The 23,888-nt window shown below is 63.1% G+C and carries 23 protein-coding genes; 12 read left to right on the top strand and 11 right to left on the bottom strand.

Going from position 1 to position 23,888, the window contains the following annotated elements; translation table 11 throughout:
• Window positions 1–81 precede the first annotated feature (81 nt).
• From kdsB to H1204_RS03315, 3 genes are all read left to right on the top strand, one after another.
• Window positions 82–885 (top strand): 3-deoxy-manno-octulosonate cytidylyltransferase, encoded by an 804-nt coding sequence (gene kdsB, locus H1204_RS03325; protein WP_180729814.1) that lies wholly within the window; start codon window positions 82–84, stop codon window positions 883–885.
• A 256-nt stretch (window positions 886–1,141) separates the two neighbouring features.
• On the top strand, window positions 1,142–1,807 hold the full coding sequence (adk, locus tag H1204_RS03320) for an adenylate kinase (RefSeq protein ID WP_180729813.1): 666 nt from the start codon (window positions 1,142–1,144) through the stop codon (window positions 1,805–1,807).
• An 823-nt stretch (window positions 1,808–2,630) separates the two neighbouring features.
• The gene (locus tag H1204_RS03315) at window positions 2,631–3,389 is read left to right on the top strand and encodes a 3-hydroxyacyl-CoA dehydrogenase (protein WP_180729812.1); all 759 of its coding nucleotides are present in this window, start codon (window positions 2,631–2,633) and stop codon (window positions 3,387–3,389) included.
• 127 nt (window positions 3,390–3,516) lie between these two features.
• Here the strand turns inward: H1204_RS03315 and H1204_RS03310 are convergent, their stop codons facing one another.
• Together H1204_RS03310 and murJ are read right to left on the bottom strand one after the other, a co-directional pair.
• The gene (locus H1204_RS03310) at window positions 3,517–4,359 is read right to left on the bottom strand and encodes a SirB1 family protein (RefSeq protein WP_180730856.1); all 843 of its coding nucleotides are present in this window, start codon (window positions 4,357–4,359) and stop codon (window positions 3,517–3,519) included.
• A 5-nt stretch (window positions 4,360–4,364) separates the two neighbouring features.
• On the bottom strand, window positions 4,365–5,915 hold the full coding sequence (gene murJ / locus H1204_RS03305) for a murein biosynthesis integral membrane protein MurJ (RefSeq protein ID WP_180729811.1): 1,551 nt from the start codon (window positions 5,913–5,915) through the stop codon (window positions 4,365–4,367).
• Between the two features lie 492 nt (window positions 5,916–6,407).
• On the opposite strand from murJ, the gene rpsT reads away from it, so the two are divergent.
• Window positions 6,408–6,686, top strand: a complete 279-nt coding sequence (rpsT, locus tag H1204_RS03300) for a 30S ribosomal protein S20 (protein ID WP_012399948.1) — start codon at window positions 6,408–6,410, stop codon at window positions 6,684–6,686.
• A gap of 168 nt (window positions 6,687–6,854) precedes the next feature.
• Here rpsT and H1204_RS03295 read toward each other — a convergent pair whose 3' ends face one another.
• The gene (locus H1204_RS03295; protein WP_180729810.1) at window positions 6,855–7,184 is read right to left on the bottom strand and encodes a DUF3579 domain-containing protein; all 330 of its coding nucleotides are present in this window, start codon (window positions 7,182–7,184) and stop codon (window positions 6,855–6,857) included.
• Between the two features lie 465 nt (window positions 7,185–7,649).
• On the opposite strand from H1204_RS03295, the gene argF reads away from it, so the two are divergent.
• On the top strand, window positions 7,650–8,579 hold the full coding sequence (gene argF, locus H1204_RS03290) for an ornithine carbamoyltransferase (protein WP_180729809.1): 930 nt from the start codon (window positions 7,650–7,652) through the stop codon (window positions 8,577–8,579).
• A 76-nt stretch (window positions 8,580–8,655) separates the two neighbouring features.
• Here the strand turns inward: argF and murB are convergent, their stop codons facing one another.
• Complete coding sequence (gene murB / locus H1204_RS03285; RefSeq protein ID WP_180729808.1) at window positions 8,656–9,696, bottom strand: UDP-N-acetylmuramate dehydrogenase; 1,041 nt, start codon at window positions 9,694–9,696, stop codon at window positions 8,656–8,658.
• A gap of 168 nt (window positions 9,697–9,864) precedes the next feature.
• Between murB and H1204_RS03280 the strand changes: the two genes are divergently transcribed.
• Window positions 9,865–10,350 carry a YajQ family cyclic di-GMP-binding protein gene (locus tag H1204_RS03280; RefSeq protein WP_054929850.1) on the top strand — a complete coding sequence of 162 codons (486 nt, stop codon included), beginning with the start codon at window positions 9,865–9,867 and terminating at the stop codon, window positions 10,348–10,350.
• Window positions 10,351–10,436: 86 nt separating this feature from the next.
• On the opposite strand, the gene plsY is transcribed toward H1204_RS03280, so the two are convergent.
• Window positions 10,437–11,078, bottom strand: coding sequence for a glycerol-3-phosphate 1-O-acyltransferase PlsY (gene plsY / locus H1204_RS03275; protein ID WP_180729807.1), 642 nt, complete (start codon window positions 11,076–11,078; stop codon window positions 10,437–10,439).
• A gap of 143 nt (window positions 11,079–11,221) precedes the next feature.
• Window positions 11,222–11,713: a Cys-tRNA(Pro) deacylase gene (gene ybaK / locus H1204_RS03270; protein WP_180729806.1), complete on the bottom strand. Its 492-nt coding sequence runs from the start codon at window positions 11,711–11,713 to the stop codon at window positions 11,222–11,224.
• Window positions 11,714–11,902: 189 nt separating this feature from the next.
• Here ybaK and H1204_RS03265 point away from each other — a divergent pair, with 189 nt between their 5' ends.
• Window positions 11,903–13,474 carry an AMP-binding protein gene (locus H1204_RS03265; protein ID WP_180729805.1) on the top strand — a complete coding sequence of 524 codons (1,572 nt, stop codon included), beginning with the start codon at window positions 11,903–11,905 and terminating at the stop codon, window positions 13,472–13,474.
• A gap of 24 nt (window positions 13,475–13,498) precedes the next feature.
• Here the strand turns inward: H1204_RS03265 and xerD are convergent, their stop codons facing one another.
• The 3 genes from xerD to queG are packed head-to-tail and all read right to left on the bottom strand — an operon-like array spanning window position 13,499 to window position 16,191.
• The gene (gene xerD / locus H1204_RS03260; RefSeq protein WP_180729804.1) at window positions 13,499–14,434 is read right to left on the bottom strand and encodes a site-specific tyrosine recombinase XerD; all 936 of its coding nucleotides are present in this window, start codon (window positions 14,432–14,434) and stop codon (window positions 13,499–13,501) included.
• Complete coding sequence (locus H1204_RS03255) at window positions 14,431–14,901, bottom strand: methylated-DNA--[protein]-cysteine S-methyltransferase (RefSeq protein WP_180729803.1); 471 nt, start codon at window positions 14,899–14,901, stop codon at window positions 14,431–14,433. The genes xerD and H1204_RS03255 overlap by 4 nt, the downstream gene beginning before the upstream one ends.
• A gap of 33 nt (window positions 14,902–14,934) precedes the next feature.
• The gene (gene queG / locus H1204_RS03250; RefSeq protein WP_180729802.1) at window positions 14,935–16,191 is read right to left on the bottom strand and encodes a tRNA epoxyqueuosine(34) reductase QueG; all 1,257 of its coding nucleotides are present in this window, start codon (window positions 16,189–16,191) and stop codon (window positions 14,935–14,937) included.
• Window positions 16,192–16,208: 17 nt separating this feature from the next.
• Between queG and tsaE the strand changes: the two genes are divergently transcribed.
• Together tsaE and H1204_RS03240 are read left to right on the top strand one after the other, a co-directional pair.
• Window positions 16,209–16,763: a tRNA (adenosine(37)-N6)-threonylcarbamoyltransferase complex ATPase subunit type 1 TsaE gene (gene tsaE / locus H1204_RS03245; protein WP_180729801.1), complete on the top strand. Its 555-nt coding sequence runs from the start codon at window positions 16,209–16,211 to the stop codon at window positions 16,761–16,763.
• A complete protein-coding gene (locus H1204_RS03240) occupies window positions 16,745–18,304 on the top strand; it encodes an N-acetylmuramoyl-L-alanine amidase (RefSeq protein WP_180729800.1) in 1,560 nt (519 codons plus the stop codon). The genes tsaE and H1204_RS03240 overlap by 19 nt, the downstream gene beginning before the upstream one ends.
• A 763-nt stretch (window positions 18,305–19,067) precedes the next feature.
• Here the strand turns inward: H1204_RS03240 and H1204_RS03235 are convergent.
• On the bottom strand, window positions 19,068–19,949 hold the full coding sequence (locus H1204_RS03235) for an EamA family transporter (protein WP_180729799.1): 882 nt from the start codon (window positions 19,947–19,949) through the stop codon (window positions 19,068–19,070).
• A gap of 169 nt (window positions 19,950–20,118) precedes the next feature.
• Between H1204_RS03235 and H1204_RS03230 the strand changes: the two genes are divergently transcribed.
• Window positions 20,119–21,000 carry a pirin family protein gene (locus H1204_RS03230; protein WP_180729798.1) on the top strand — a complete coding sequence of 294 codons (882 nt, stop codon included), beginning with the start codon at window positions 20,119–20,121 and terminating at the stop codon, window positions 20,998–21,000.
• A gap of 118 nt (window positions 21,001–21,118) precedes the next feature.
• On the top strand, window positions 21,119–21,967 hold the full coding sequence (trxA, locus tag H1204_RS03225; protein ID WP_180729797.1) for a thioredoxin: 849 nt from the start codon (window positions 21,119–21,121) through the stop codon (window positions 21,965–21,967).
• A gap of 80 nt (window positions 21,968–22,047) precedes the next feature.
• Here trxA and tcdA read toward each other — a convergent pair whose 3' ends face one another.
• Complete coding sequence (gene tcdA / locus H1204_RS03220) at window positions 22,048–22,908, bottom strand: tRNA cyclic N6-threonylcarbamoyladenosine(37) synthase TcdA (protein WP_180729796.1); 861 nt, start codon at window positions 22,906–22,908, stop codon at window positions 22,048–22,050.
• Between the two features lie 212 nt (window positions 22,909–23,120).
• On the opposite strand from tcdA, the gene pdxH reads away from it, so the two are divergent.
• On the top strand, window positions 23,121–23,759 hold the full coding sequence (gene pdxH, locus H1204_RS03215; RefSeq protein WP_180729795.1) for a pyridoxamine 5'-phosphate oxidase: 639 nt from the start codon (window positions 23,121–23,123) through the stop codon (window positions 23,757–23,759).
• The last annotated feature ends 129 nt before the right edge of the window (window positions 23,760–23,888 follow it).

Raw genomic sequence — 23,888 nt, 5'->3', positions numbered from 1 at the left:
TGCCACTGAACACCTATCCCGCGCCGCCGATCAGGCGGCGCGTCTTTCTCGGCCCGCACACGGCCTGACGTCACGCTTCCGATGAACGACACCCTGCACACTCCGCCCTTCATCGCCGTCGTCCCGGCGCGCCTCGCTTCGACGCGTCTGCCGAACAAGCCGCTGGCCGATATCGGCGGCAAACCGATGGTCGTGCGTGTCGCGGAACGCGCGCTCGAGTCGGGCGCGCAGCAGGTGCTGGTCGCGACCGACGCGCAATCGGTATTCGACGTCGCGCGCGCGCATGGCATCGACGCGATGATGACGCGCGCCGATCATCCGTCGGGCACGGACCGTCTCGCGGAAGTGGCGGCGCATTACGGCTGGAGCGACGACACGATCGTCGTCAACGTGCAGGGCGACGAGCCGCTGATCGATCCGGCACTGGTGCGCGGCGTAGCGTCGCACCTCGCAACCACAGATGGCTGCGCGATCGCGACAGCCGCGCATCCGATCCACGAGCCCGCTGAGATATTCAATCCGAACGTCGTCAAGGTCGTACTCGATGCGCGCGGTGTCGCGCTGTACTTCTCGCGCGCGCCGATTCCATGGGCTCGCGACGCCTACCAGCCGCATTGGCCGAATGTCGCGCAGATGCCCGCTCCGCCTGCACCCGCTGCTGTGTACCGGCATATCGGACTGTATGCGTATCGCGCGAAGTTCCTCCGTACTTACCCGAGTCTGTCGATCTCGCCAATCGAGCAGGCCGAAGCACTCGAACAGCTGCGTGCAATGTGGCACGGCGAGCGTATTGCGGTGCTCGTCACGCATGACGCGCCGCTGCCGGGCGTCGACACGCCTGACGATCTGGCCCGTGTACAGGCGTTTTTCGGGTCGTCGGCGTAAAAAGCCATGGCATAATCGATCGTTCGCGCGATTCACCCGATATCGATGCGCGTTGATCGATATCACCATTCGCCCGTTTTTTTATCCGCCTGTTTTGCCGTTTGCTTCGCAGCGCCGCTCATTGCGTGCAGCGCGAAGTCGGCAGCGAAAAGCTGCCCGGCCATTACAGCGGCAACGAAGAATCAAGAGCGTCGACCGCAGCATGCAATGACTCGCGGCGCGCCACACAGAATTGACATAGATCTGGAGATATCAAATGCGTTTGATCCTGTTGGGCGCACCTGGCGCGGGCAAGGGCACCCAAGCCAACTTCATCAAGGAAAAGTTCGGCATTCCGCAAATCTCGACGGGCGACATGCTGCGCGCCGCGGTCAAGGCAGGCACACCGCTCGGCATTGAAGCGAAGCGCTACATGGATGCGGGCGAACTCGTCACGGATGAACTCATCATCAATCTCGTGAAGGAACGCCTGCAAGACTGCGACTGCGAAAACGGTTACCTGTTCGACGGCTTCCCGCGCACCATTCCGCAAGCGGAAGCGATGAAGAACGCGGGCGTGGCGATCGACTACGTGCTGGAGATCGACGTGCCGTTCGACGAGATCATCACGCGTATGAGCGGCCGCCGCATGCATCCGGCGTCGGGCCGCACGTATCACGTGAAGTTCAATCCGCCGAAGGTCGAAGGCATCGACGACGTGACGGGCGAGCCGCTGATCCAGCGTGACGACGATAAGGAAGAGACGGTGAAGAAGCGCCTCGACGTGTATGTTGCGCAGACCAAGCCGCTGATCGAGTACTACAACGGCTGGGCGCAAAAGGGCGATCCGTCGTCGCCGCTGACAGCGCCGCAATATCGGCGTATCTCGGGCCTAGGTTCCGTCGACGAAATCCGTGCGCGCGTGTTTGAGGCGCTGAAGTAAGCTTTTTTGTCTTGCGATGCTGGGTGGTTTGCTTTTGTTTTCGCCGGCATCCGCGATTTGTTAGCGTACTTCACGCGTCGCCCCTGTGCGGGGCGGCACCTACTTTTCTTTGCCGCCGCAAAGAAAAGTAGGCAAAAGAAAGCGGCTCACACCGCCAACTCTTGTTACTGCCTGAGGGCCCCCACAGGTTCTTACGCTTCACACGGCAATCACGTCATTCGTGCTCGTTGCCAGCGCTCTGAATGTGCGCCTCACCCGTTTCACACTCCCTCATAACAGCATGCCGCGCCAGACAGCCCACCGCCGCCCAGGTGGTGTACTGTGTGCAGGTTTCCTGTACTTCACACGCACCACTCCAGACCGATCGCGCATGCGCCCCACCCTGCAAGAACGCTAACGCATACGACGCGACAACCAACACACAGTACACCACCTGGGCGGCGCATACGATTCGCTGCCTCCTGCTGTGCTACGGGTGATTGAAGCGGGTGAGGCGTTAATTCGCAGCGTTGGCAACGAGCGGGAACTGAGAAGTTGCCGTGTGAAGGATAAGAACCGCTGGGGGCCCTCAGGCAAATACAAGAACTGGCGGTGTGAGCCGCTTTCTTTTGCCTACTTTTCTTTGCGGCGGCAAAGAAAAGTAGGTGCCGCCCCGCACAGGGGCAACGCGTGAAGTACGCTAACGAATCGCGGATGCCAGCGAAAACAAAACACTAGCAAACCCCAACCACCCGCGCGGTTTGACGCACAAGAGCGACCCGTTAAAATCGTCCAGCGACAACTATTCCAATCACGCGATCAACGCATCCATCAAGGAGAAGACATGGACATCAAGGACAACGTGTTTCTGATCACGGGCGGCGCGTCCGGTCTGGGCGCCGCGACGGCGCGCCTGTTCGCGCAGAACGGCGGCAAGGTCGTGCTCGCGGATCTGAACCACGAAACGGGCACCGCGCTCGCGCAGGAACTCGGCGGCGTGTTCGTCAAGTGCGACGTCAGCCGCGAAGACGATGCCGTGCTCGCCGTCGAGGCCGCGACGAAGCTCGGCGCACTGCGCGGCCTGGTCAATTGCGCGGGCGTCGCGCCGGCGATGAAGACGGTCGGCAAGGACGGCCCGCATCCGCTGCACTCGTTCGCGCGCACGGTGTCGATCAACCTCGTCGGCACGTTCAACATGATTCGCCTCGCGGCCGCTGAAATGGCGAAACTCGAACCCAATGCGCTCGGCGAGCGCGGCGTGATCGTCAATACGGCTTCCGTCGCGGCGTTCGACGGACAGATCGGCCAGGCCGCGTATGCGGCGTCGAAGGCGGGCGTCGCGGGCATGACGCTGCCGATCGCGCGCGACCTGTCGCGCAGCGCGATTCGCGTGATGACGATTGCGCCAGGCATCTTCGAAACGCCGATGCTGCTCGGCATGCCGCAAGAAGTGCAGGACGCGCTCGGCGCAATGGTGCCGTTCCCGCCGCGCCTCGGCAAACCCAACGAGTACGCGATGCTCGTCAAGCAGATCTTCGATAACCCGATGCTCAACGGCGAAGTGATCCGTCTGGACGGCGCGATCCGCATGCAGCCGAAGTAAGCGCCGAAATGAACGTTTTTGCCGCGCGTTACGTCGCGTCGCGCGAAGGCATGCCGCTGAAATGAAAAACGCCTGCGTATTCAAACTACGCAGGCGTTTTTGTCTGAAGCAGCCTTTCGAACGCGCGTCAGTCGTGATCGTCGTGTTGCGTGCGCTGCCGCAACTCGTGCAATTGCGATTCGACGACGGTCGCGTCGTCCGCATCCGGGCGGTCGCCGAGATAGCGTTCGAGATCTTCGAGCGCAGGCCGCAGGTAATCGAGCCGCGCATACGCGAAGCCGCGATCGCGCACTTCCTCGATGCTCTCTGGCAGCAGGATCACGAGACGCTGCTGCACGGCAAGCAGCCGCTGCCAGCGCTCGGTTTGCAGATACGTCGCCTTCAGGTTGCGCAGCATGCGCGCGATGATCTCGCGGCGTGTCGCCGGTTGCAGCAGCATGCGCAGCGCGCGGCTCACCGATTCCCCCGCTTTCGCCACATAAGGCTCGAGCATCTCGACCATCTCCGCTTCCGACAGCGGATGACCCGTGGTCGGATCGATCATCGCGTCGCCTTCGGGCAGCGTGACGCGCAGCAGGAAGTGCCCCGGGAACGATACGCCGCGCACGGGGATATCCACCTGCGACGCCATCTCCAGATAGAGCACCGCCAGCGAAATCGGAATGCCACGCCGGCGCTTGAGCACCATGTTCAGATGGCTGTTGTCCGGGTCGTAATAGTCGTTGACGTTCGCCGCGAAACCCAGCTCGCGAAAGAAGTAGCGGTTCAGAATGCCGACGCGCTGCTGGATGTCGGCGTCGTCGGAAATGCGGCGTTTGACGCGCAAGGTGAGTTCGTCGATCTCGGCGAGCACGGCTTGCAGATCGAGGTCGGGGTAAGCGTCTTGCGCGAGCGAGAGCGCCGCTTCCGTTAGTGGAAGGCCATCGTCCTCGGCGACAAGCGCGCTGAAATAGTCGAGAACCCGGGTCATCGTGATCACTTCGCTCGCCTTCTGAAATACGCGTATTTGAAGCCCATCGCCCAAAGCATACCGAAATATAACGCCGCGAACAGCACGAGGCACGCTGCAAGCAACACCATGCGCCGCAACGGCTCGGCATGCATGCCGATCCAATCGAAGCTGATGGCGAACCAGTGCATCACGCCCGCCAGCACGAGGCACGCGCCGACCAGTTGGACGAAAAACACCGACCAGCCTCGCGACGGCATGTAGATGCCGCGCCGCCGCAAGCCAATGAACAGACACAGCGCGTTGACACAGGCGCCAAGCCCGATCGACAGCGTCAGCCCCGCATGCGAGAAGATCGGCACGAACACGTAGTTGCTCAACTGCGTGACGATCAGCACGCCAACGCCGATCTTCACGGGCGTCTTGATGTCCTGCTTCGCGTAGAAACCTGGCGCGAGAATCTTGATCAGGATGATGCCGATCAGCCCAATGCCGTACGCGGACAGCGCGCGCCCCACCATCACCACGGCATTGCCGTCGAACTTGCCGTAGTGGAACAGCGTCGCCGTGAGCGGCTCGGCGAAGAAGAACAGCGCGACGGCGCTCGGCGCGGCGAGCAGGAACGTCACGCGCAAGCCCCAGTCGAGCAGCGCTGAGTATTCGTGCGTGTCGGCGTCGACGTGCGCTTTCGACAGGCTGGGCAGCAGGATCGTGCCGAGCGCGACGCCGAGCAGCGCCGTCGGGAATTCCATCAGACGGTCGGCGTAATTGATCCACGACACGGCGCCCGGCCCGATGTGCGACGCGATGTTCGTGTTGATGATCAGGCTGATCTGCGCGACGGAGACGGCGAACATCGCCGGCAGCATCTTCGCGAGCACGCGTTTGACGCCGCGATGCGCGAGCGCCTTGAGCGGATTGAGCCCGATGCGCGGGATCATGTCGATCCGTTTCAGGCCCGGCAACTGTACGACGAACTGCGCGATACCGCCCGCGATCACCGCCCACGCGAGCGCGTACACGGGCACCTTCATCAGCGGCGCGAAGAATACGGCCGCTATGATGAACGCGACGTTCAGCAGCACGGGCGCGAACGCGGGCAGCGAGAAATTCTTGTACGTATTCAGCACGCCCGACGCCAGCGACGTCAGCGAGATGAACACGATGTAAGGGAACATGATCCGCGTCATCGACACGGCGAGCGTGAACGCCTGGCCGTCGCTGCGCAGGCCGGACGCGACCACCAGCACGACCCAGGTCGCGCCCGCCACGCCGAGCAGCGACAGCACGGCGAGCGCCCAGGCAAGCACGGTCGAGGTCGCGTCGACGAGCGCCTTCGTCGCGTCGTGACCTTGCTGGTTCTTGAACTCAGCAAGGATCGGCACGAAGGCTTGCGAAAACGCGCCTTCCGCGGAAATGCGGCGCAGCAGGTTCGGAATGCGGAATGCGACGTAGAACGCGTCGGTGTATTGGCTCGCCCCGAATGCACGGGCGATCAGAGTCTCGCGGGCCAGTCCGGTCACGCGCGAAAGCAACGTGAAGCCGCTGACCGTCAGCAGGGCACGGAATAGATTCATGGGGCGCTTATTATACGGGTGCGTCCAGGGCGGTCAGCATGTCAGGGGCATGATTCGTGGCAATTCGAAGCGTTTGGGACCGATTTGCAGCAAAGACGTTCGATTTGACGACGAATTTGTGGGGAAATGTCTCGCCCGACGGGTCTCTCGTGTACGCAATGCCTTGCCTTCGCGCCGCTGCGCTAACGCAAACGCACGCCCTCCACGCCGCCTCGCGCGAACTCGCCTGGAAGGCCGGCACGCCGCGCGGTTGCCACGTGCCTGATTTTGTTGCTATAATCGCCGGTTTCGAAGCTCGCTCAGCCTTTTGCCTCGCCTGCCTTGTTCAAATTCAGGGCAATCCGAGCCGGAAAGAGCGGCATTTGAAGTAGTTCTCAGTCGTTTGTCTATTTTGCGCCCTTGAGCAATCGCTCTCAGGGGTACGATCTAAAAGCAGCGCCTGCCTTCGTATGAAAGCGGGCACTGGAAACAGGAACAGGATAAGGAACCGTCATGGCTAACTCCGCACAAGCACGCAAGCGCGCCCGTCAAGCCGCCAAGGCAAACTCGCACAACTCGGCGCTGCGCTCGAAGTACCGCACGGCTGTCAAGGCTGTCCGCAAGGCAATCGAAGCCGGCGACGCAGCGCAAGCCGCTGAAATCTTCAAGGCATCGGCAAAGACGCTGGACATCATTGCCGACAAGAAAATTGTTCACAAGAACAAGGCAGCTCGCCATAAGAGCCGCCTCGCTGCAGCCGTCAAGGGTCTGCAAGCGCCCGCAGCGCAGTAAATTAACGAATCCGGTGGCTCGCTCACGCGAGCCGCTTCCTGTTTCCGCTGCGTCATGAAAGCCCGCTTTTGCGGGCTTTTTTGTTTTCTGAGCGGAGCCTCAGGCGCGCGCGGACACAAAAAAACCCGCCGATGCGGGTTCCATTGTCTCTGCCTCAACGCTCAAACACTACGGCGCCTTACGCGCTTCATGCTCCGGCGGAAGCTCGCAAGCCTCGGTGACGAGCAGATCGTTGTCTTTCGCGAAGTTCATCACGAAGTCGAAAGCCATCGGCTCGATGTCCCGCAACCGCGAATCCAGAATCACGACCTTCACGTCGCCGATCAGCGTAGGGCGAACGTAATGAGAATACTGGAGACGGGCATTCGGCCCTTTCGCGCCCGGACCGTAACACGACATCACGCCTGCCAGCCGCTCCGACCAGTCGCTTGGACGAAACTTTCGCCCATTCGACGTGATGCCTTGAATGAAATATTCGGTTGGGGGTGTGTCGGCCATGTACGAAACCCTGAGTGACTGCCCAGCGATCTGCCGGTAAAGAGCCCGCGAAGGATGTTGCCAGAAAACGCTGTCGGAATACGTTTCGCGATCACGCGAACCAGCAGCAAGCCTGTTGTTCGTTTGTCGCGGAAAGCCAGCGAGGGCACCTTGGGCAGCAGCCATGAAGGCACACTGCGCGGCGCATACCAGAGGTACGCCAGCGAGTGCGCGAAAGCCGTGTCCTGCAAGCGTGGAGCCTGCCCGCCGGGCTTTGAGAAAACTCCGAGATTATAGCGCAGCGAGGGTTTTTCCGCACCGCACCCAGGCACCCTGGAACAGTCCTTTGCAGCCTCCGATAAGTGGGACACGCCTTCTGGCTGACTCGTCAAAACATTCAAAATCCTTTATGCTGGACCGAGTTACCACAAACAACGGCGGCCCAATCCGGCAATTTCGCCCGGCTGAATCCGCCGTATTTGTTTCATGAACGCCAAGAAAATCCGCCACTATCTGCAGTTCAACGATTTCTCGCTGGATGACTACGAGTACGTGCTCGAACGCGCGCGCATCCTGAAGCGCAAGTTCAAGAACTACGAGACGTATCATCCGCTGCACGACCGCACGCTCGCGATGATCTTCGAGAAGAACTCGACGCGTACGCGCCTGTCGTTCGAAGCGGGCATCTTCCAGTTGGGCGGTCATGCCGTCTTCATGAGCACGCGCGACACGCAGCTCGGCCGCGGCGAGCCGATCGAAGACGCGGCACAGGTCATCTCGCGGATGGTCGACATCATCATGATCCGCACGTTCGGCCAGGACATCATTCAGCGCTTTGCGGAAAATTCGCGCGTGCCCGTCATCAACGGGCTGACGAACGAATATCACCCCTGCCAGGTGCTGGCCGACATCTTCACGTTCTACGAGCACCGCGGGCCGATTCGCGGCAAGACAGTCGCGTGGGTCGGCGACGCGAACAACATGCTGTACACGTGGATCGAAGCCGCGCAGATTCTCGGCTTCAAGCTGCGCCTGTCCACGCCGCCGGGCTACAAGCTCGACCGCGCGCTGGTCGCGGCCGAAAGCGCGCCGTTCTACGAAGAATTCGACGATCCGAACGAAGCCTGCAAGGGCGCCGACCTCGTCACCACCGACGTCTGGACCAGCATGGGCTTCGAAGCGGAAAACGAGGCACGCAAGAAGGCGTTCGCGGACTGGTGCGTCGATGCCGACATGATGGCGCGCGCGAACAAGGACGCCCTCTTCATGCACTGTTTGCCCGCGCATCGCGGCGAGGAAGTGAGCGCGGAGGTGATCGACGGGCCGCAGAGCGTCGTGTGGGACGAAGCGGAAAACCGTCTGCACGTGCAGAAGGCGCTGATGGAATTCCTGCTGCTCGGCAAGCTGAATCACTGAGCATTCCGACAAGCAGATCAAACGAAATCGCCGGCTCGAAGCCGGCGATTTTCGTTTCAGACGCGGCGCAGACCGTTCACAGACAAACCGGCTCGGCCTCCAGCTCGACGCCGAACCGCTGTGCGACATCCTGCTGAATGGCCTTCGCGAGCGCCAGCACCTCTGCCCCGCTCGCGCCACCGCGATTCACGAGCACGAGCGCCTGCCGCTCATGCACGCCCGCCGCGCCCATCGTGCGGCCTTTCCAGCCGCACCGGTCGATCAGCCAGCCAGCCGCGAGCTTCACGCGCCCATCCGCCTGACGATACGAAACAACCTCCGGCTCCTTCGCGCGCAACGCGTCGAACTGCGCCGCCTCCACGACGGGATTCTTGAAGAAGCTCCCCGCGTTGCCGAGCGCGAGCGGATCGGGCAGCTTCGCGCGACGCACCGCGACGACGGCATCGAAGATCGCCTGAGGTGACGGCGTCGAATCGCCGAGACCGACGGCGGCAAGCTCGCGTGCGATGTCCGCGTAACCTGCGCGCGGCACCCACGCCTTCGGCAGCCTGAACATCACCGACACGATCACGAAGCGTTCGCGCCCTTCCTGCTTGAAGAAGCTGTCGCGATAGCCGAAGCGGCAAGCGCCGGCATCGAGTTCGATGGTTTCACCCGTCGCCAGCTCGATGGCGCGCAGCGACACGAAGCGCTCGCACATCTCCAGCCCGTACGCGCCGATGTTCTGGATCGGCGCCGCGCCTACCGTGCCGGGAATCAGCGCGAGATTTTCGAGGCCGGGCATGCCCTCTGCGAGCGTCCACGACACGAACTCGTGCCAGTTCTCACCCGCGGCCGCTTCCACGTACCATGCGTCGTCGTCTTCGCGGATCACCTTGCGGCCGCGCAAACCGACCAGCAGCACGAGGCCGTCGAAATCGCCCGTCAACACGACGTTGCTGCCGCCGCCCAGCACGAGCCTCCGCAAGCCCGCAGCGCGCGGATCGCGCACGGCGGCAAACAGTTGCGCCTCGCTTTCGATATGGCATGCAAGCCGCGCGCGCACGTCGAAACCGAACGTGTTGTGCGGCTTCAGCGGGAAGTCGGCGATGAACGAAAGGGGATCGGACTGGGACATCAGAAGTTCTGGCAAGCGCTCACGAAACCCGCGCGGCATGGACACGACCCGCGCGAGCCTTGGGCAAATAGGGAAGGCGTCGGTAAAATGACACCGGTCCGTGATTATAGCGAGTGCATCGCGCGCAGCCTTGCGCGCCGCGCGCTTTGAAACAAATGGGAGAAAGCAATGCCATCGTTTGACGTCGTCTGCGAAGCCAACATGATCGAGGTGAAGAACGCCATCGAGCAATCCAACAAGGAAATCTCGACGCGCTTCGACTTCAAGGGCTCGGACGCCCGCGTCGAGCAGAAGGAACGCGAACTGACCGCGTTCGCCGACGACGAGTTCAAGCTCGGCCAGGTGAAGGACGTGCTGGTGTCGAAAATGGCCAAGCGCAACGTGGACGTGCGCTTCCTCGAGTACGGCAAGATCGAGAAGATCGGCGGCGACAAGGTCAAGCAGGTCGTCACCGTGAAGAAGGGGGTGTCCGGCGATCTCGCGAAAAAGATCGTCAAGCTCGTGAAGGACAGCAAGATCAAGGTTCAGGCGAGCATTCAGGGCGACGCGGTGCGCGTGACGGGCACCAAGCGCGACGATCTGCAAAGCGTGATCGCGATGCTGCGCAAGGACGTGACCGATACGCCGCTCGATTTCAACAACTTCCGCGACTGATCCTCGCGCTCAGGCGCTGCCCGTCGAGCAGCGCTGACGATGACGGGCGGCAGCAAAGCGGCTTCGCCGCCCCGCTCCCTGCGGGCTCAGTGCTTGTTCGAAGCCGCCCGCGCCGCCGCTTCCGCTTTCTTCTTGTCGCCGATGCGGCTCTCCTGCCCGGCGACCAGCTTCGCGATGTTCGCGCGGTGACGCCAGATCAGCAGCGCGCTCATCGCGACGATCGCCACCGCGATCACGTTCGCGCCGAACAGAAAGCCGTCGAACAACGGCGCGAAGATCGCCGCGCACAGCGCGGCCAGCGACGAATAGCGCGTGAAGAACGCGACGATCAGCCAGGTCGCCAGCGTCGCAATGCCGAGGATGGGATTGATTGCAAGCAGCACGCCCGCTGCCGTCGCAACGCCCTTGCCGCCCTTGAAGCGGAAGAAGACGGGATACAGGTGGCCGACGAACACCGCGATTGCGGCAATCGCGACGGACGTGTCGTCGAGTCCGAAGTGCGCCGAGAAATGCCCCGTGAGCCACACGGCGAGCCAGCCTTTGAACGCATCGCCGAGCAGCGTGAGAATCGCGGCCTTCTTGTTGCCGCTGCGCAGCACGTTGGTCGCGCCGGGGTTCTTCGAGCCGTACGAGCGCGGATCGGAGAGTCCCATCGCGGCGCTGACGATCACCGCAAACGACACCGAGCCGATCAGATAGGCCACCACGGCGACAATCAGGTTTTCCATGTTCAAACTCTTATCAGTGTCGGAAAGCGTACCAGGCGACGCCGGTCTCCATGCGCCGCATGCGCAAGACGCGCCGGCGCAACGGCGCACATTCTACCGAACCCTTCAGTTGCTTCCACAAGCCAATGCAACGACAGCGCGCGTCATTCGACGATCGCGCATTGCACCGGCTTCGCGGCCAGCAACGACGTCACCACGGCAGGCGCGATGCTGACCAGAAAGCCGCGCCGACCGCCGTTGATGAAGATCCTGTCGAGTTCGAGTATGGTCGATTCGACGTACACGGGCATCGCCTTCTTTGTGCCGAACGGCGACGTGCCGCCGATCATGTAACCCGAATGACGGCTCGCCACTTCCGGCTTGCACGGCTCGACACGCTTTGCGCCGATCTGCCGCGCGAGGTTCTTGGTCGACACGGTGCGGTCGCCGTGCATCAGCACGATCAGCGGCTTTGCGTTTTCGTCTTCCATCACCAGCGTCTTGACGACCTGATGCTCGTCGACACCCAACTGCCGCGCCGATTCGGCAGTGCCGCCGTGGTCCACGTAGTCGTACGGATGCTCGCCGAACTCGACCTTGTGACGGCGCAGCAACTGCGTCGCGGGGGTCTCGGAAACGTGTCTGGATTTGCTCATCGGCGCATTGTAATGGCCGCGCGACACGTCGACCATTGGCCGAACGGCCAATTGTGCGGGCACCAAGGCTATGGCACGATCGTTCGGAACTGTTCTGGCGCAATGGAATGCAACAGCCACTCGCGTCGAGATCGCGTGCTTTGCATGGGACGGGAGTAAGCGCTAATGCGCTCGACAAAGGAGACATCGTTGAATTCAGCCCAACACTCGCCGGCCGGCGCGCAGCATGTCGATGTTGCGACGCTACTGGCCGCGCTTCCCGAACGCATCGCCGATATCCCGCAACGCATTGCGGGGCGCGATCCGCAGCATGCCGCGCTGATCGAAGACGACCGCCTGCTGACGCGTGCCCAACTCGCCGAAGCCGTCGATGCCGTCGCCGCCCTGCTCGCCGAACAAGGCGTGCGCGCCGGCGACCGCGTGATGATCGTCGCCGAGAACAGCGTCGTGCAGATCGTGCTGCTGTTCGCGACCGCCAAGCTCGATGCATGGGCGCTGGTGTCGAACGCGCGGCTGTCGGCGGCGGAACTCGACGCGATCCGCGCGCACGCGCAGCCGCGTCTGGTCGCATATGCCGTCGATGCATCGCCCGATGCGCGGCAGCACGCCGAGCGCCACGGCGCGCAGCCTGCCCGCCGGATCGCGGTGGACATCGGCGGGTGGTCGTACGCGCTCGACGAAAAAGCGCAAGTGGAACCCGTCGAAATCGCCAGCGACCGCCAATGCGCCGCGCTGATCTACACGACGGGAACGACGGGCTCACCCAAAGGCGTGATGCTGTCGCACCGCAATCTGCTGTTCATCGCGGCGATGTCGAGCACGTTGCGGCGCGTCAATGCTGACGACGTCGTCTATGCGGTACTGCCTATCTCTCACGTGTACGGCCTGGCGTCGGTGTGCCTCGGCAGCCTGTACGCGGGCGCCACGCTCCGGCTCGCGCCGCGCTTCGTGCCGGACGCCGTGCGCCACGCGCTGGCCCAAGAACGGGTGTCGATCTTCCAGGGCGTGCCAGCGATGCACGCGAAGCTGCTCGAATACCTGCACGCGAAAGGCTTGCCGTGGTCCGCGCCGCGCCTGCGCTTTGCCTACTCCGGCGGCTCGCCGCTCGACGCCGCACTGAAGTCTCGCGTCGAAAGCGTGTATGGCGTCACGCTGCACAACGGCTACGGGATGACGGAAAGCAGTCCGACCGTTTCCCAAACGATGATCGAAGCGCCGCGCACCGACTGTTCTGTCGGCCAGGCAATTCCTGGCATCGAAGTGCGCTTTGTCGGACTGGACGGCGCCGACGTCGCGCAAGGCGAAGTCGGCGAACTGTGGGTGCGCGGGCCGAACGTGATGCTCGGCTATTACCGCAATCCGCAGCAGACGCAGGCGGCCGTCACCGTGGACGGCTGGCTCAAGACAGGCGATCTCGCGCGCCAGGACGCGGACGGCGCGCTGCATATCGCCGGACGCAGCAAGGAACTGATCATCCGCTCGGGTTTCAACGTGTACCCGGCCGAGGTCGAGCATGTGCTGAATGCGCATCCCGATGTCGTGCAGTCGGCGGTGATCGGGCGGGCGGTCGAGGGTAACGAGGAAGTCGTCGCGTTCGTCGAACTGACGGGCGGCGCCAAGGTCACGCCCGCCGATCTCGCCGCATGGTGCGAAGCGCGCCTCGCGCCGTACAAGCGGCCCGCCGACATCAAGGTGCTCCCGGCATTGCCGGCGGCATCGACGGGCAAGATTCTCAAGCACCGCTTGCGCGACCTGATCTGAGCCGCGCACGAACGCGCCTGAAACTCAGCCGCGTGGGTGATGCGCGGCGTGCAGCGTCCTGAGCCGCTCGCGCGCGACGTGCGTGTAGATCTGCGTCGTCGAGATATCGGTGTGGCCGAGCAGCAGTTGCACGACGCGCAGGTCCGCGCCGTGGTTCAGCAGATGCGTCGCGAACGCGTGACGCAGCGTATGCGGCGACAGCGGCGCGTGCACGTGCGCCGTCATCGCGTGGCGCTTGATGATGTTCCAGAACTGCTGGCGCGTCATGCCTTCGGCGCGCGCGGTGACGAACAGCGCGTCGGCGGCACGCTGGCCGAGCAACGCGGGGCGCGACTCGCGCAGATAGCGCTCGATCCAGCCATGCGCCTCTTCGCCGAACGGAATCAGTCGTTCTTTCGAGCCCTTGCCCATCACGCGCACGACACCTTCGTTCAGGCCCACTTCCACCGTCTTCAGCGTGACCAGCTCGCTGACGCGCAAGCCGCTTGCGTACATCAGCTCCAGCATCGTGCGATCGCGCAGGCCCAATGGTGTCGTCACGTCGGGCGCGCCGAGCAGCGCTTCGACCTGCGCCTCCGTCAGCGTCGACGGAAAACGCGGCGGCTGTTTGGCCGAGCGGATACGCAATGTCGGGTCCGCCGATGCCCGATGCTCGCGCACGGCCCACGCGTAATAGCGGCGAAACACCGACAGACGCCGGTTCGCCGAGGTCGACTTGTCGGCCGAGCGCGCGGCGCTGTATGCCGTCAGATCGGCTTCGCTCGCCGTGTCGAGCGACGAGTCGCGCGCGCTCGAGAGCCATTCGGAGAACAGCCGCAAGTCACGCCGGTACGCGTCGAGCGTGTTGCGCGCGAGGCCATGTTCGAGCCACAGCGCGTCGCAGAAGGCGTCGATCGACGCGCCGCTCGTCAGCAGCAAAGGCGACGCGGGCTGCGCGTCTTCGGTCAGCACATCAGTCATGCGTAGGGTACGCCCTCGTGTTTGAGTAGCCAGCGTTTGACGTTGCGATAGTAGCCGTCGCCGCCCGTATGCGCAAAGCCGCCGATGCCACCCGCGCCGACCACGCGATGACACGGAATCACGATCGGAAAGAAGTTCGATCCGCACGCCTGGCCGACCGCGCGCGGCACGCTGCCGATCTGCTTCGCCAGTTGCCCGTAGGTCATCACGACGCCGGGCGGAATCTCGCTGATCGCTTGCCAGACGCGCCGCTGGAACGGCGTGCCGACGTCGGCGAGCGGCAGATCGAAGCTGGCGGACGCGTGCTGCAGGTACTGTTCGATCTGCTCGACGGCCTGCTTCGCGAGCGCCGAATCCGGCTCGACGTTCGCGACCGAATCGGGCAGATAGACGATCTCGCGCACCGCCTCGCCTTCCAGGCGCACACCGATCTTGCCGAACGGTGCATCGATCACTGCGTTGAACATGATGTGTTCACTCCTCTCATTCGAACGGCGCGCTCACGCCGCTTCCAGCGCCCACTCGACATGCTCGCGCACGAGCGGCGAGGGATCGCCGGCACGCTGGCGCAGCGCGTCGACGATGGCCGCGCGGGCATCGGCGGAAAGCGTATCGCGCGCGGCGCGCAGCGCGTTGCCCATGCCGACGGCGAGATTGCGCAGCCAGCATTCGTAGCCGATCCGGCGGATCGCGCTGCCCTGCATGCGCGTGTCGAAGTCGCTCGCGCTCCAGCCGAATAGCTCGACCAGCGACGCGCGATCCAGCCCGTGACGCACATCGAAATCGGCGACGGGCGCGGCCTGCGCAAACTTGTTCCACGGACACACGAGCTGGCAATCGTCGCAGCCATACACACGATTGCCGATCAGCGGCCGCAAGTCCTGGGGAATACTGCCCTTCAGTTCGATCGTCAGATAGGAGATGCAGCGCCGCGCATCGACCTGATAAGGCGCGACGATCGCCCCCGTCGGACATGCGCCGATGCAGCGCGTGCAGCTGCCGCAATGCGCCCCGGGTGCTTCGGGCGCGCTTTCGGGCGATGTTTCGGCATCTGTCGGCAGAGGCACGTCGACGAAGATTTCGCCGAGAAAGAACAGCGACCCCGCATCCCGCTGCAGCAGCAGCGTGTGCTTGCCGCGCCAGCCCGTGCCCGCCTTTTGCGCAAGTTCGACTTCGAGCACGGGCGCCGAATCGGTGAACACGCGAAAGCCATACTGCCCGATCTCGGCCTCGATCCGCTCGGCCAGTTGCTGCAAGCGGTTGCGCATGACCTTGTGATAGTCGCGGCCTCGTGCGTAGATCGACACGACAGCCGCTGCCGGGTCTTCGAAACGCACGCGTTCGTCGAGACGCCAGTCATGTTGAACGTCGGCGACGGCACTTTCATCGCCCTTTCGCGCCCCTGAAGAAGCCGGCAAATAAGCCATGCGAACCGAGATCACGCGTCGCGTGCCGGCCACAAGCTCGGCTGGCCGCGCACGTTTCATCCCATGTTTGGCCATATAATCCATCTCGCCGTGGCAACCCGCGTCGAGCCAGGCTGCAAGGCCCGCTTCAGCGTGCGACAGATCGATATCGCTGATGCCGACCGCGCCGAAACCCAGTTCGCGTCCCCAGCCTTTGATACGCGAAGCGAGCGCAGCCAGTTGCGCTTCATCATAGTGTCGCGTGACGGGTGCTTCATCAATCGTCGTTTCGAGCGGCGAATGAGGATCGTGATGTGGGTCCGACATGGATTGCTGCTGGCCTTGGTTCATTACGTCATTTTACGAGAATGCCCGATCACACCGGTCCCGCGAATCGACCTTCCGCCGCTGTCCTGCTCGAGCGCCAGTTTGCGCTCGCGGACGAAGCCGCGACGATGGCATTCGGCGAGCGCTTCGCGCATGCGATCGACAGCGTGCGCAGCGCAGCCGACGCGACGGTCCATGACGGATTCAACGGTCTCCAGGTGCAGTTGCACGGCGACTTGGGCGCCGGCAAAACGACGCTCGTGCGCGCCACGTTGCGCGCGCTCGGACACGCGGGCCGCGTGCGCAGCCCGACCTATACGCTCGTCGAACCTTATGCGGTCGAACGGCCGGATGGGGAACTCGAGCTATATCACTTCGATCTCTACCGTTTCACCGATCCGGCCGAATGGGCCGACGCAGGCTTTCGCGAATACTTCGACAGCGGCGCTATCTGCCTCGTCGAATGGCCGGAACGCGCGGGCAGTCTGCTGGGCGTGCCGGATCTCGTCTTCTCGCTCGACGTCGACGGCGATGGCCGCATGCTGATCGCCCGGGCGTATAGCGAACCAGGAAAGGCATGTCTCGAAAGATGTTGATCAAACCGTTCCGCTCGATTGAATCGGCGGCCACCGCGACGCACAACTGGCGCCGCCGGCAGATTCTTCGCGCGGGCGCTTCCACGCTCGTCCTCGGGCTTGTCGCGCCGCGTCTGGCGTGGGCGCAGTCGGTGCTCGGCGTGCGCGTGTGGCCTGCGCGCGACTACACGCGCGTGACCATCGAGTCCGACCAGCCGCTGCAGAACACGCAGCAGTTGCTGCAAGGGCCTGACCGGCTGGTGGTCGATCTGAACGGTCTCGATCTCGATCAGGCGTTGAAAGACCTCGTCTCGAAGATCGCGCCGAACGATCCGCAGATTCAATCCGTGCGAGTCGGGCAGTATCAGCCGCACGTCGTGCGGATGGTGTTCGACCTCAAGGGCTCGGTGAAGCCGCAGGTGTTCACGCTCCCGCCCGTGGGCACGTACAAATATCGTCTGGTGTTCGACCTGTATCCCGCCGTCGCGCCCGATCCGCTGATGGAACTGCTCGCGCAGTCGGAGCGCAAGCAACAGCAACTGGATGACAACGCCGCGCCGCCCGCTGCACCACCCGCGGCGACGCTGAGTGGCCCGACTGCGCCGCCTGCCGACAACACCGACGCGTTCTTCGAGAAGTACGCGCAGAACAACGCGCCTTCGTCGCCCTCGCCCGCGCCGCGTCCGCCCGTCCATGCAGCGCCGGCGCCCACGCCGCATGTGCCTTCGAAGCCCGCGCCGACGCCTGTCCCGCCCGTCATCGCGCGCAACAACGACGCCGATACGGATAGCGACGGCGACGGCGGAGACGACGCCTACAAGTTCACCAATCCGAAGAAGGGCAGCAACACGGTGCGCCTGCTGACTGTCGCGATCGATCCGGGCCACGGCGGAGAGGACCCGGGCGCGATTGGCGGCAGCGGCACGTATGAGAAGCACGTCGCGCTCGACATCGCGAAGAAGTTACGCGCGAAGATCGATGCCCAACCGAACATGCGCGCAATGATGACGCGCGACGCCGACTTCTTCGTGCCGCTGAACGTGCGTGTGCAGAAGGCGCGGCGCGTCGGCGCGGACCTGTTTGTGTCGATCCATGCGGATGCGTTTACTACGCCGGAAGCGAGCGGTTCGTCGGTGTTCGCGCTGTCGGAGCATGGCGCGTCGAGCGCGGCCGCGCGCTGGATGGCGAACAAGGAGAACTCGTCGGATCAGATTGGCGGTATCAACATCAAGTCCGCCGATGCGAGCGTGAACCGCGCTTTGTTCGATATGTCGACGACGGCGCAGATTCGCGATTCGATGAGGTATGGCAATTTTGTGCTGAAGGAGATTGGTGGGATCAACAGGTTGCATAAGGGGTCTGTCGAGCAGGCTGGCTTTGCCGTGCTGAAGGCGCCTGATATTCCGTCGATTCTTGTTGAGACTGCTTTTATCAGTAACCCGGATGAGGAGCGTCGTCTGAATGATGATGCTTATCGGGAGAAGATGGCTAGCGCGATCATGACCGGGATTAAGCGGTATTTTGCGGCTAATCCGCCGCTGGCTAAGAATCGGATGACTTGATTTGGGGGTTTTTTGTCTGCGACGCTGGGTGGTTTGCTTGTGTTTGCGCTGGCATCCGCGATTTGTTATCGAGCTTCACACGTTGCCCCTGTGCGGGGCGGCACCTACTTTTCTTTGCCGCCGCAAAGAAAAGTAGGCAAAAGAAAGCGGCTCACACCGCCAGTTCTTGTATTTGCCTGAGGGCCCCCAACGGGTCCTACACTTCACACGGCAATCACGTGACCCACGTTCGTTGCCAGCGCTCTTGCGGTGCGCCTCACCCGCTTCACGCACCCGCGCCGCATCATGCCGTGCCAGATGGCCCCCAGCCGCCCAGGTGGCAAACTGTGTGTAGGCCGTAGTACTGCACACGCCTCACTCCGGACCGATAGCACACGCGTGCCACCCTGTAAGAGCCTGTAAGAGCGCCACCCTATACGACGCGACAACCTACACACAGTTTGCCACCTGGGCGGCACATACCATGCGCTGCCGCTTGCCCGGGTACGGGTATTCGAAGCGGGTGAGGCGTTCATTCGAAGCGTTGGCAACGCTCGCGAACAGATACGTTGCCGTGTGAAGCGTAGGACCCGTTGGGGGCCCTCAGGCAGGAAGAAGAGTTGGCGGTGTGAGCCGCTTTCTTTTGCCTACTTTTCTTTGCGGCGGCAAAGAAAAGTAGGTGCCGCCCCGCACAGGGGCGACGCGTGAAGCCAGATAACGAAACGCGGATGCCAGCGCAAAGCTAAAGCCAACCACCCAGCGTCGCAGACACAAAAAAAACCCATCACCGTGCGAAAACCAACCTCTGCACAACCCACCCGCCAAACACATTAACAGCAAGCCCCACCATCACCAAAACCGCGCCGGCAACCTGCGCGCCCGACAACGACTCACCAAGAAACAACGACGCCGACGCCAGCCCCACAATCGGCACGAGCAACGAAAACGGCGCAACCTGCCCAGCCGGATATCTCGACAGCAGCCGGCTCCAAAGCCCATACCCAACCAGCGTAGCAACAAACGCGAGATAAACGATCGCGAACACCGACGAAGCGCCGATGCCCGTCAGTGCAGCCCCGATCCGCTGCGGCCCTTCGAACAGATACGACAGCACGAAGAACGGCACAGGCGGAATCAAACTACCCCACACAACGAGGCCCACCAGATCGACCTTACCGACTTTCTTGGTGACGATATTGCCGAGCGCCCACATCACAGCCGCGCACAGCGTGAGAATGAACCCGGCAAGCGTCATCGCGGCTCCGCCCTGCATACCGATCACAGCGAGCCCGATAGCCGCGACAACGAGCCCGAGCACGTTCTGCAAGCGAAACCGCTCATGCAAAAACAGAGCCGCAAACAGAAGCGTAAAGAACGCCTGCGCCTGCAGCACTAAAGACGCAAGCCCGGCCGGCATACCGACATACATCGCCGAAAATAGAAACGCGAACTGGCCGAGCGAGATCGTCGCGCCATAGGCAATGAGCCAGCGCCACGGCATCTGCGGCCGTTTAACAAAGAACACAGCGGGAAAAGCGGCAAGCATGAAGCGCAGCGCGCCGAGCAGCATTGGCGGAACACCATGCAGCCCAACCTTGATCACGACAAAGTTCACACCCCACGCAACGACGACGACCAGCGCCAGCAGCAGGTCTTTTGGTGACATCTGCATTCCTGTGTTTGCCCGTATCAGAGCATGAGAGTGTAGCCGAGCAGCGGCGGACGCATGGTCTGCTTCGCCCAAGTCGACTATTTCGATGACTCAAGCCCTTGGATACACGCAACCGCGACGGGCAGTAGAATAATCCACCCTGTCCCCACCAACCGAGCCCGTCATGTCCTCATCGATCAAAGCGGTTCTGAAGCCCCACGTCCGCGACATCGGCAATCTGGCCGTGCGGCGCGTGCTGCCCGCGATGGCCGCGCGTCTCGTCGGCCCGTTCATCTTCTTCGACCACATGGGCCCCGCCACGCTGCCCGCCGGCACGGGGCTCGACGTGCGCCCGCACCCGCATATCGGACTCGCGACCGTCACCTATCTGTTCGAAGGCGCGATCATGCATCGCGACAGCCTCGGCTCCGAACAGAAGATCGTGCCCGGCGACGTCAACTGGATGACGGCAGGCCGCGGCATCGTTCACTCGGAGCGCACGCCGGAACCCGACCGTACGAATGGCTCGACGGTGCACGGCATCCAGACCTGGGTCGCGCTGCCGCTCGCCGATGAAGACGCCGAGCCGTCGTTCGAACATCACGCGGGTGCCACGCTGCCGGAAATCGAGCGCAACGGCGTCACGCTGCGCATCATCGCGGGCACGTCGTTCGGCAAGACGTCGCCGGCGCGCACGTTCTCCGGCACGCTGTACGCAGCCGCGCACTTTTTGCCGGGCAGCGTGCTCGCGCTCGAACCGGAGCACGACGAGCGCGGCGTGTATCTCGTCGACGGCGACCTGTCGCTCGACGGCGAGCCGCTCGAAGTCGCGACGATGGCCGTGCTCACGCCCGGCGAAACCGTCACGCTCGCGAGCGATAAAGGCGCGACGGTGATGCTGCTCGGCGGCGAGAAACTGGACGGCGAGCGCTTCATCGAATGGAATTTCGTCGCGAGTTCGCGCGAGAAGATCGAGCGCGCGAAGCTCGCGTGGACGAACCAGGAAATGGGCAAGGTGCCCGGCGAGACCGAATGGATCCCGCTGCCCGAGCGTAAGCCGCGCTAGACTGGCAGACATCCGCGGGGAGCGGCGCAGCAACACGACCGGGCCGTTGAAGCCCTGCATTGAAACGACTCAGGCCGCCCCCATCTATCCCGCGTACCGATCCAAGGAAGAGATATCAATGGACACCACCCTCGCCACTTTCGAAAAGGACGTCATCAGCGCATCGATGCTCGCTCCCGTACTCGTCGACTTCTGGGCGCCGTGGTGCGGACCGTGCAAGACGCTCGGCCCGATGCTCGAAAAGCTCGAAGCCGAGTACGAAGGCAAATGGCGGCTCGTGAAGGTGAACGTCGACGAAAACCAGGAACTGGCCGCGCATTTCCAGGTGCGCAGCATTCCGCACGTCGTCGCGTTCGCGGACGGACGCCCTGTCGATCAGTTCATCGGCGTGCTGCCGGAAGGCCAGTTGCGCCAGTTCCTCGACCGTCTCGTGCCGGACGGGGCGGAAGCATCGCGCGCGGAAGCAGCCGTAGCAATCGCCGAAGGCCGCCGCGAGGATGCGTACGACGCGCTCAAGGCCGCACTCGCCTATGACCCGGGTTTCGACGAAGCACGGCTCGATCTGATGGAACTGCTGCTCGAAGACAACCGCGCCGAAGAAGCGCAGAAGGAAAACGATCTGCTGTCGCCTAAAACGACGCAGGGCATCGACGCGCGCTACAACGCGATCAAGACGCGGCTCGATGCCGTCGACGCCGCCGCCGACCTGCCGCCCACGGATGCGCTCGAAGCCGCCGTAGCCAGCAATCCCGACGACCTCGAAGCGCGCTTCGATCTGGCAAGCGCCTTGATCGCGCGGCGCAAGTACGATCTGGCGCTCGAGCATCTGCTTGCCATCGTCACGCGTGACCGCACGTTCCGCGAAGACATCGGTCGCAAGACGATGTTGTCCGTGTTCGATCTCGCTGCGCATCAGCCGGAACTGGTCGCGAAATGGCGCCGCAAGCTGAGTGCGTCGTTGAACTGATCGTTCGCGCTCGACCATAAAAAAACGCGGCCTTGTGCCGCGTTTTTTTATTCAGGCGAAGTAGCGTACGCCGCCGCGCTTCAGGCCGCGCTCTTCGCCAGCGCGCGCAGCACATGCGCCACGGCCGCGAAGCCGAAGCTCGCCGTCACGCACACGCTCGATCCAAAGCCCGCGCAATTCAGGCCCACAGGACCATGATGACCGGGCGACGTCGTGACGTGCTCGGCTTCGTCGTCGATATCGCAGACAGCCGCTTCCGGATAAATCAGCGGCTCGTCCGAATACACCGCGCTCACCTTGAACTTCGCTTTCGGTCCACGCGGAAAGCCATGTTGCTTGCGCAACTGGCCGCGCACTTTCGACAACAGCGGGTCCTGAATGGTTTGCGCGAGATCGTCGATACGGATACGGGTGGGATCGAGCTGGCCGCCCGCGCCGCCGACCGTGATCAGCGGCTGCTTGTGCTCGACGCACCATGCGATCAGCGCCGTCTTCGTGCGCACGCTATCGATCGCATCGACCACGTAGTCGAAGCCGCCGCCCAGCACCTTGTCGAAGTTGTCCGGCTCGATAAAATCTTCGATGACGCGCACATCGCACTGCGGATCGATCAGCCGGATACGCTCGGCCATCGCATCGACCTTGGGCTTGCCGTAGTTGCCGTCGAGCGCGTGAATCTGCCGGTTCGTGTTGCTCTCGGCGACGTTGTCGAGATCGATCAGCGTGATCCGGCCGATCGCCGTGCGCGCGAGCGCTTCCGCCGCCCACGAGCCGACGCCGCCAATGCCGATCACGGCAACATGCGCGCGCTCGAACGCGGCAAGCGCCGGCGCGCCATACAGGCGCGCGACGCCACCGAAACGCCGGGCGCGGTCGGCGGTTTCATGCGCGCTGGAGTCGGTAGTAATATCGGAATGCTCGGTGACGAGAGGCGTGGACATGATGGGTAGCTTCGCTGATTCGGACTACGGCATTGCGATATCCTGCGGATATCTGCCTGCTTTCAACCCTGTATTTTGCCTGATCGCGCCGGCGCCCGCCCGCGGATCGCGGCGTCAGCACCTGGCAACGCGCCGTCCGCATGACATGCCTCGACGCAGAAAACTTTGTCCTTCGCTATACTGGTTACACACTGTAGCGCTTGCATAAAAAAATGAGCACTCTTGCCGACCTTCGCAAAAACTATTCGCTCGGTTCTCTGGACATTGCCGACGCCGACCCGAACCCGTTCCGTCAGTTCGACGTATGGTTCAAACAGGCCATCGACGCGCAACTCCCCGAACCGAACACGATGACACTTGCGACGGTCGACTCGCGCGGCCGGCCTTCGGCGCGCATCGTGCTGATCAAGGCTGTCGACGAGCGCGGGTTCGTGTTCTTTACGAACTACGAGAGCCGCAAGGGCCTCGAACTCGCCCAGAACCCACACGCAAGCCTCCTTTTCTACTGGATCGAACTCGAGCGCCAGGTGCGCATCGAGGGCACCGTCGTCAAGACGAGCGACGCAGAAAGCGACACATACTTCGCATCGCGTCCCGTCGGCTCGCGAATCGGCGCATGGGCGTCGGAGCAGAGCAAGGTGATTGAAAGCCGGTCCGCTTTGGAAGCGCGGGAACGCGAATTCATTGCACAATACGGGGACAATCCGCCCCGGCCCCCGCACTGGGGCGGCTATCGCCTGATTCCCGACGCGATTGAATTCTGGCAAGGACGGCCTTCACGTCTGCACGACCGGCTGCTCTACACGCGTAGCGGCAGCGCCGACTGGACGATCGCCCGTCTGTCGCCCTGACACATCGATAAACCGGCGCGCAGCCCGTCCTGCTTTATCTTGCATGACGCGTTGCGCCGACGGCAGAATCGCGCGCGCGCGGCTCGACATCGAATAGCGCGGCCAAGGACGGCTCGCGCGCTGCGCACT

The organism is Paraburkholderia sp. PGU19 (assembly GCF_013426915.1).
Classification (GTDB): Bacteria; Pseudomonadota; Gammaproteobacteria; order Burkholderiales; family Burkholderiaceae; genus Paraburkholderia.
Note: the sequence above shows the minus strand (reverse complement) of the source record. Positions and strands in the feature narration are given on the sequence as shown.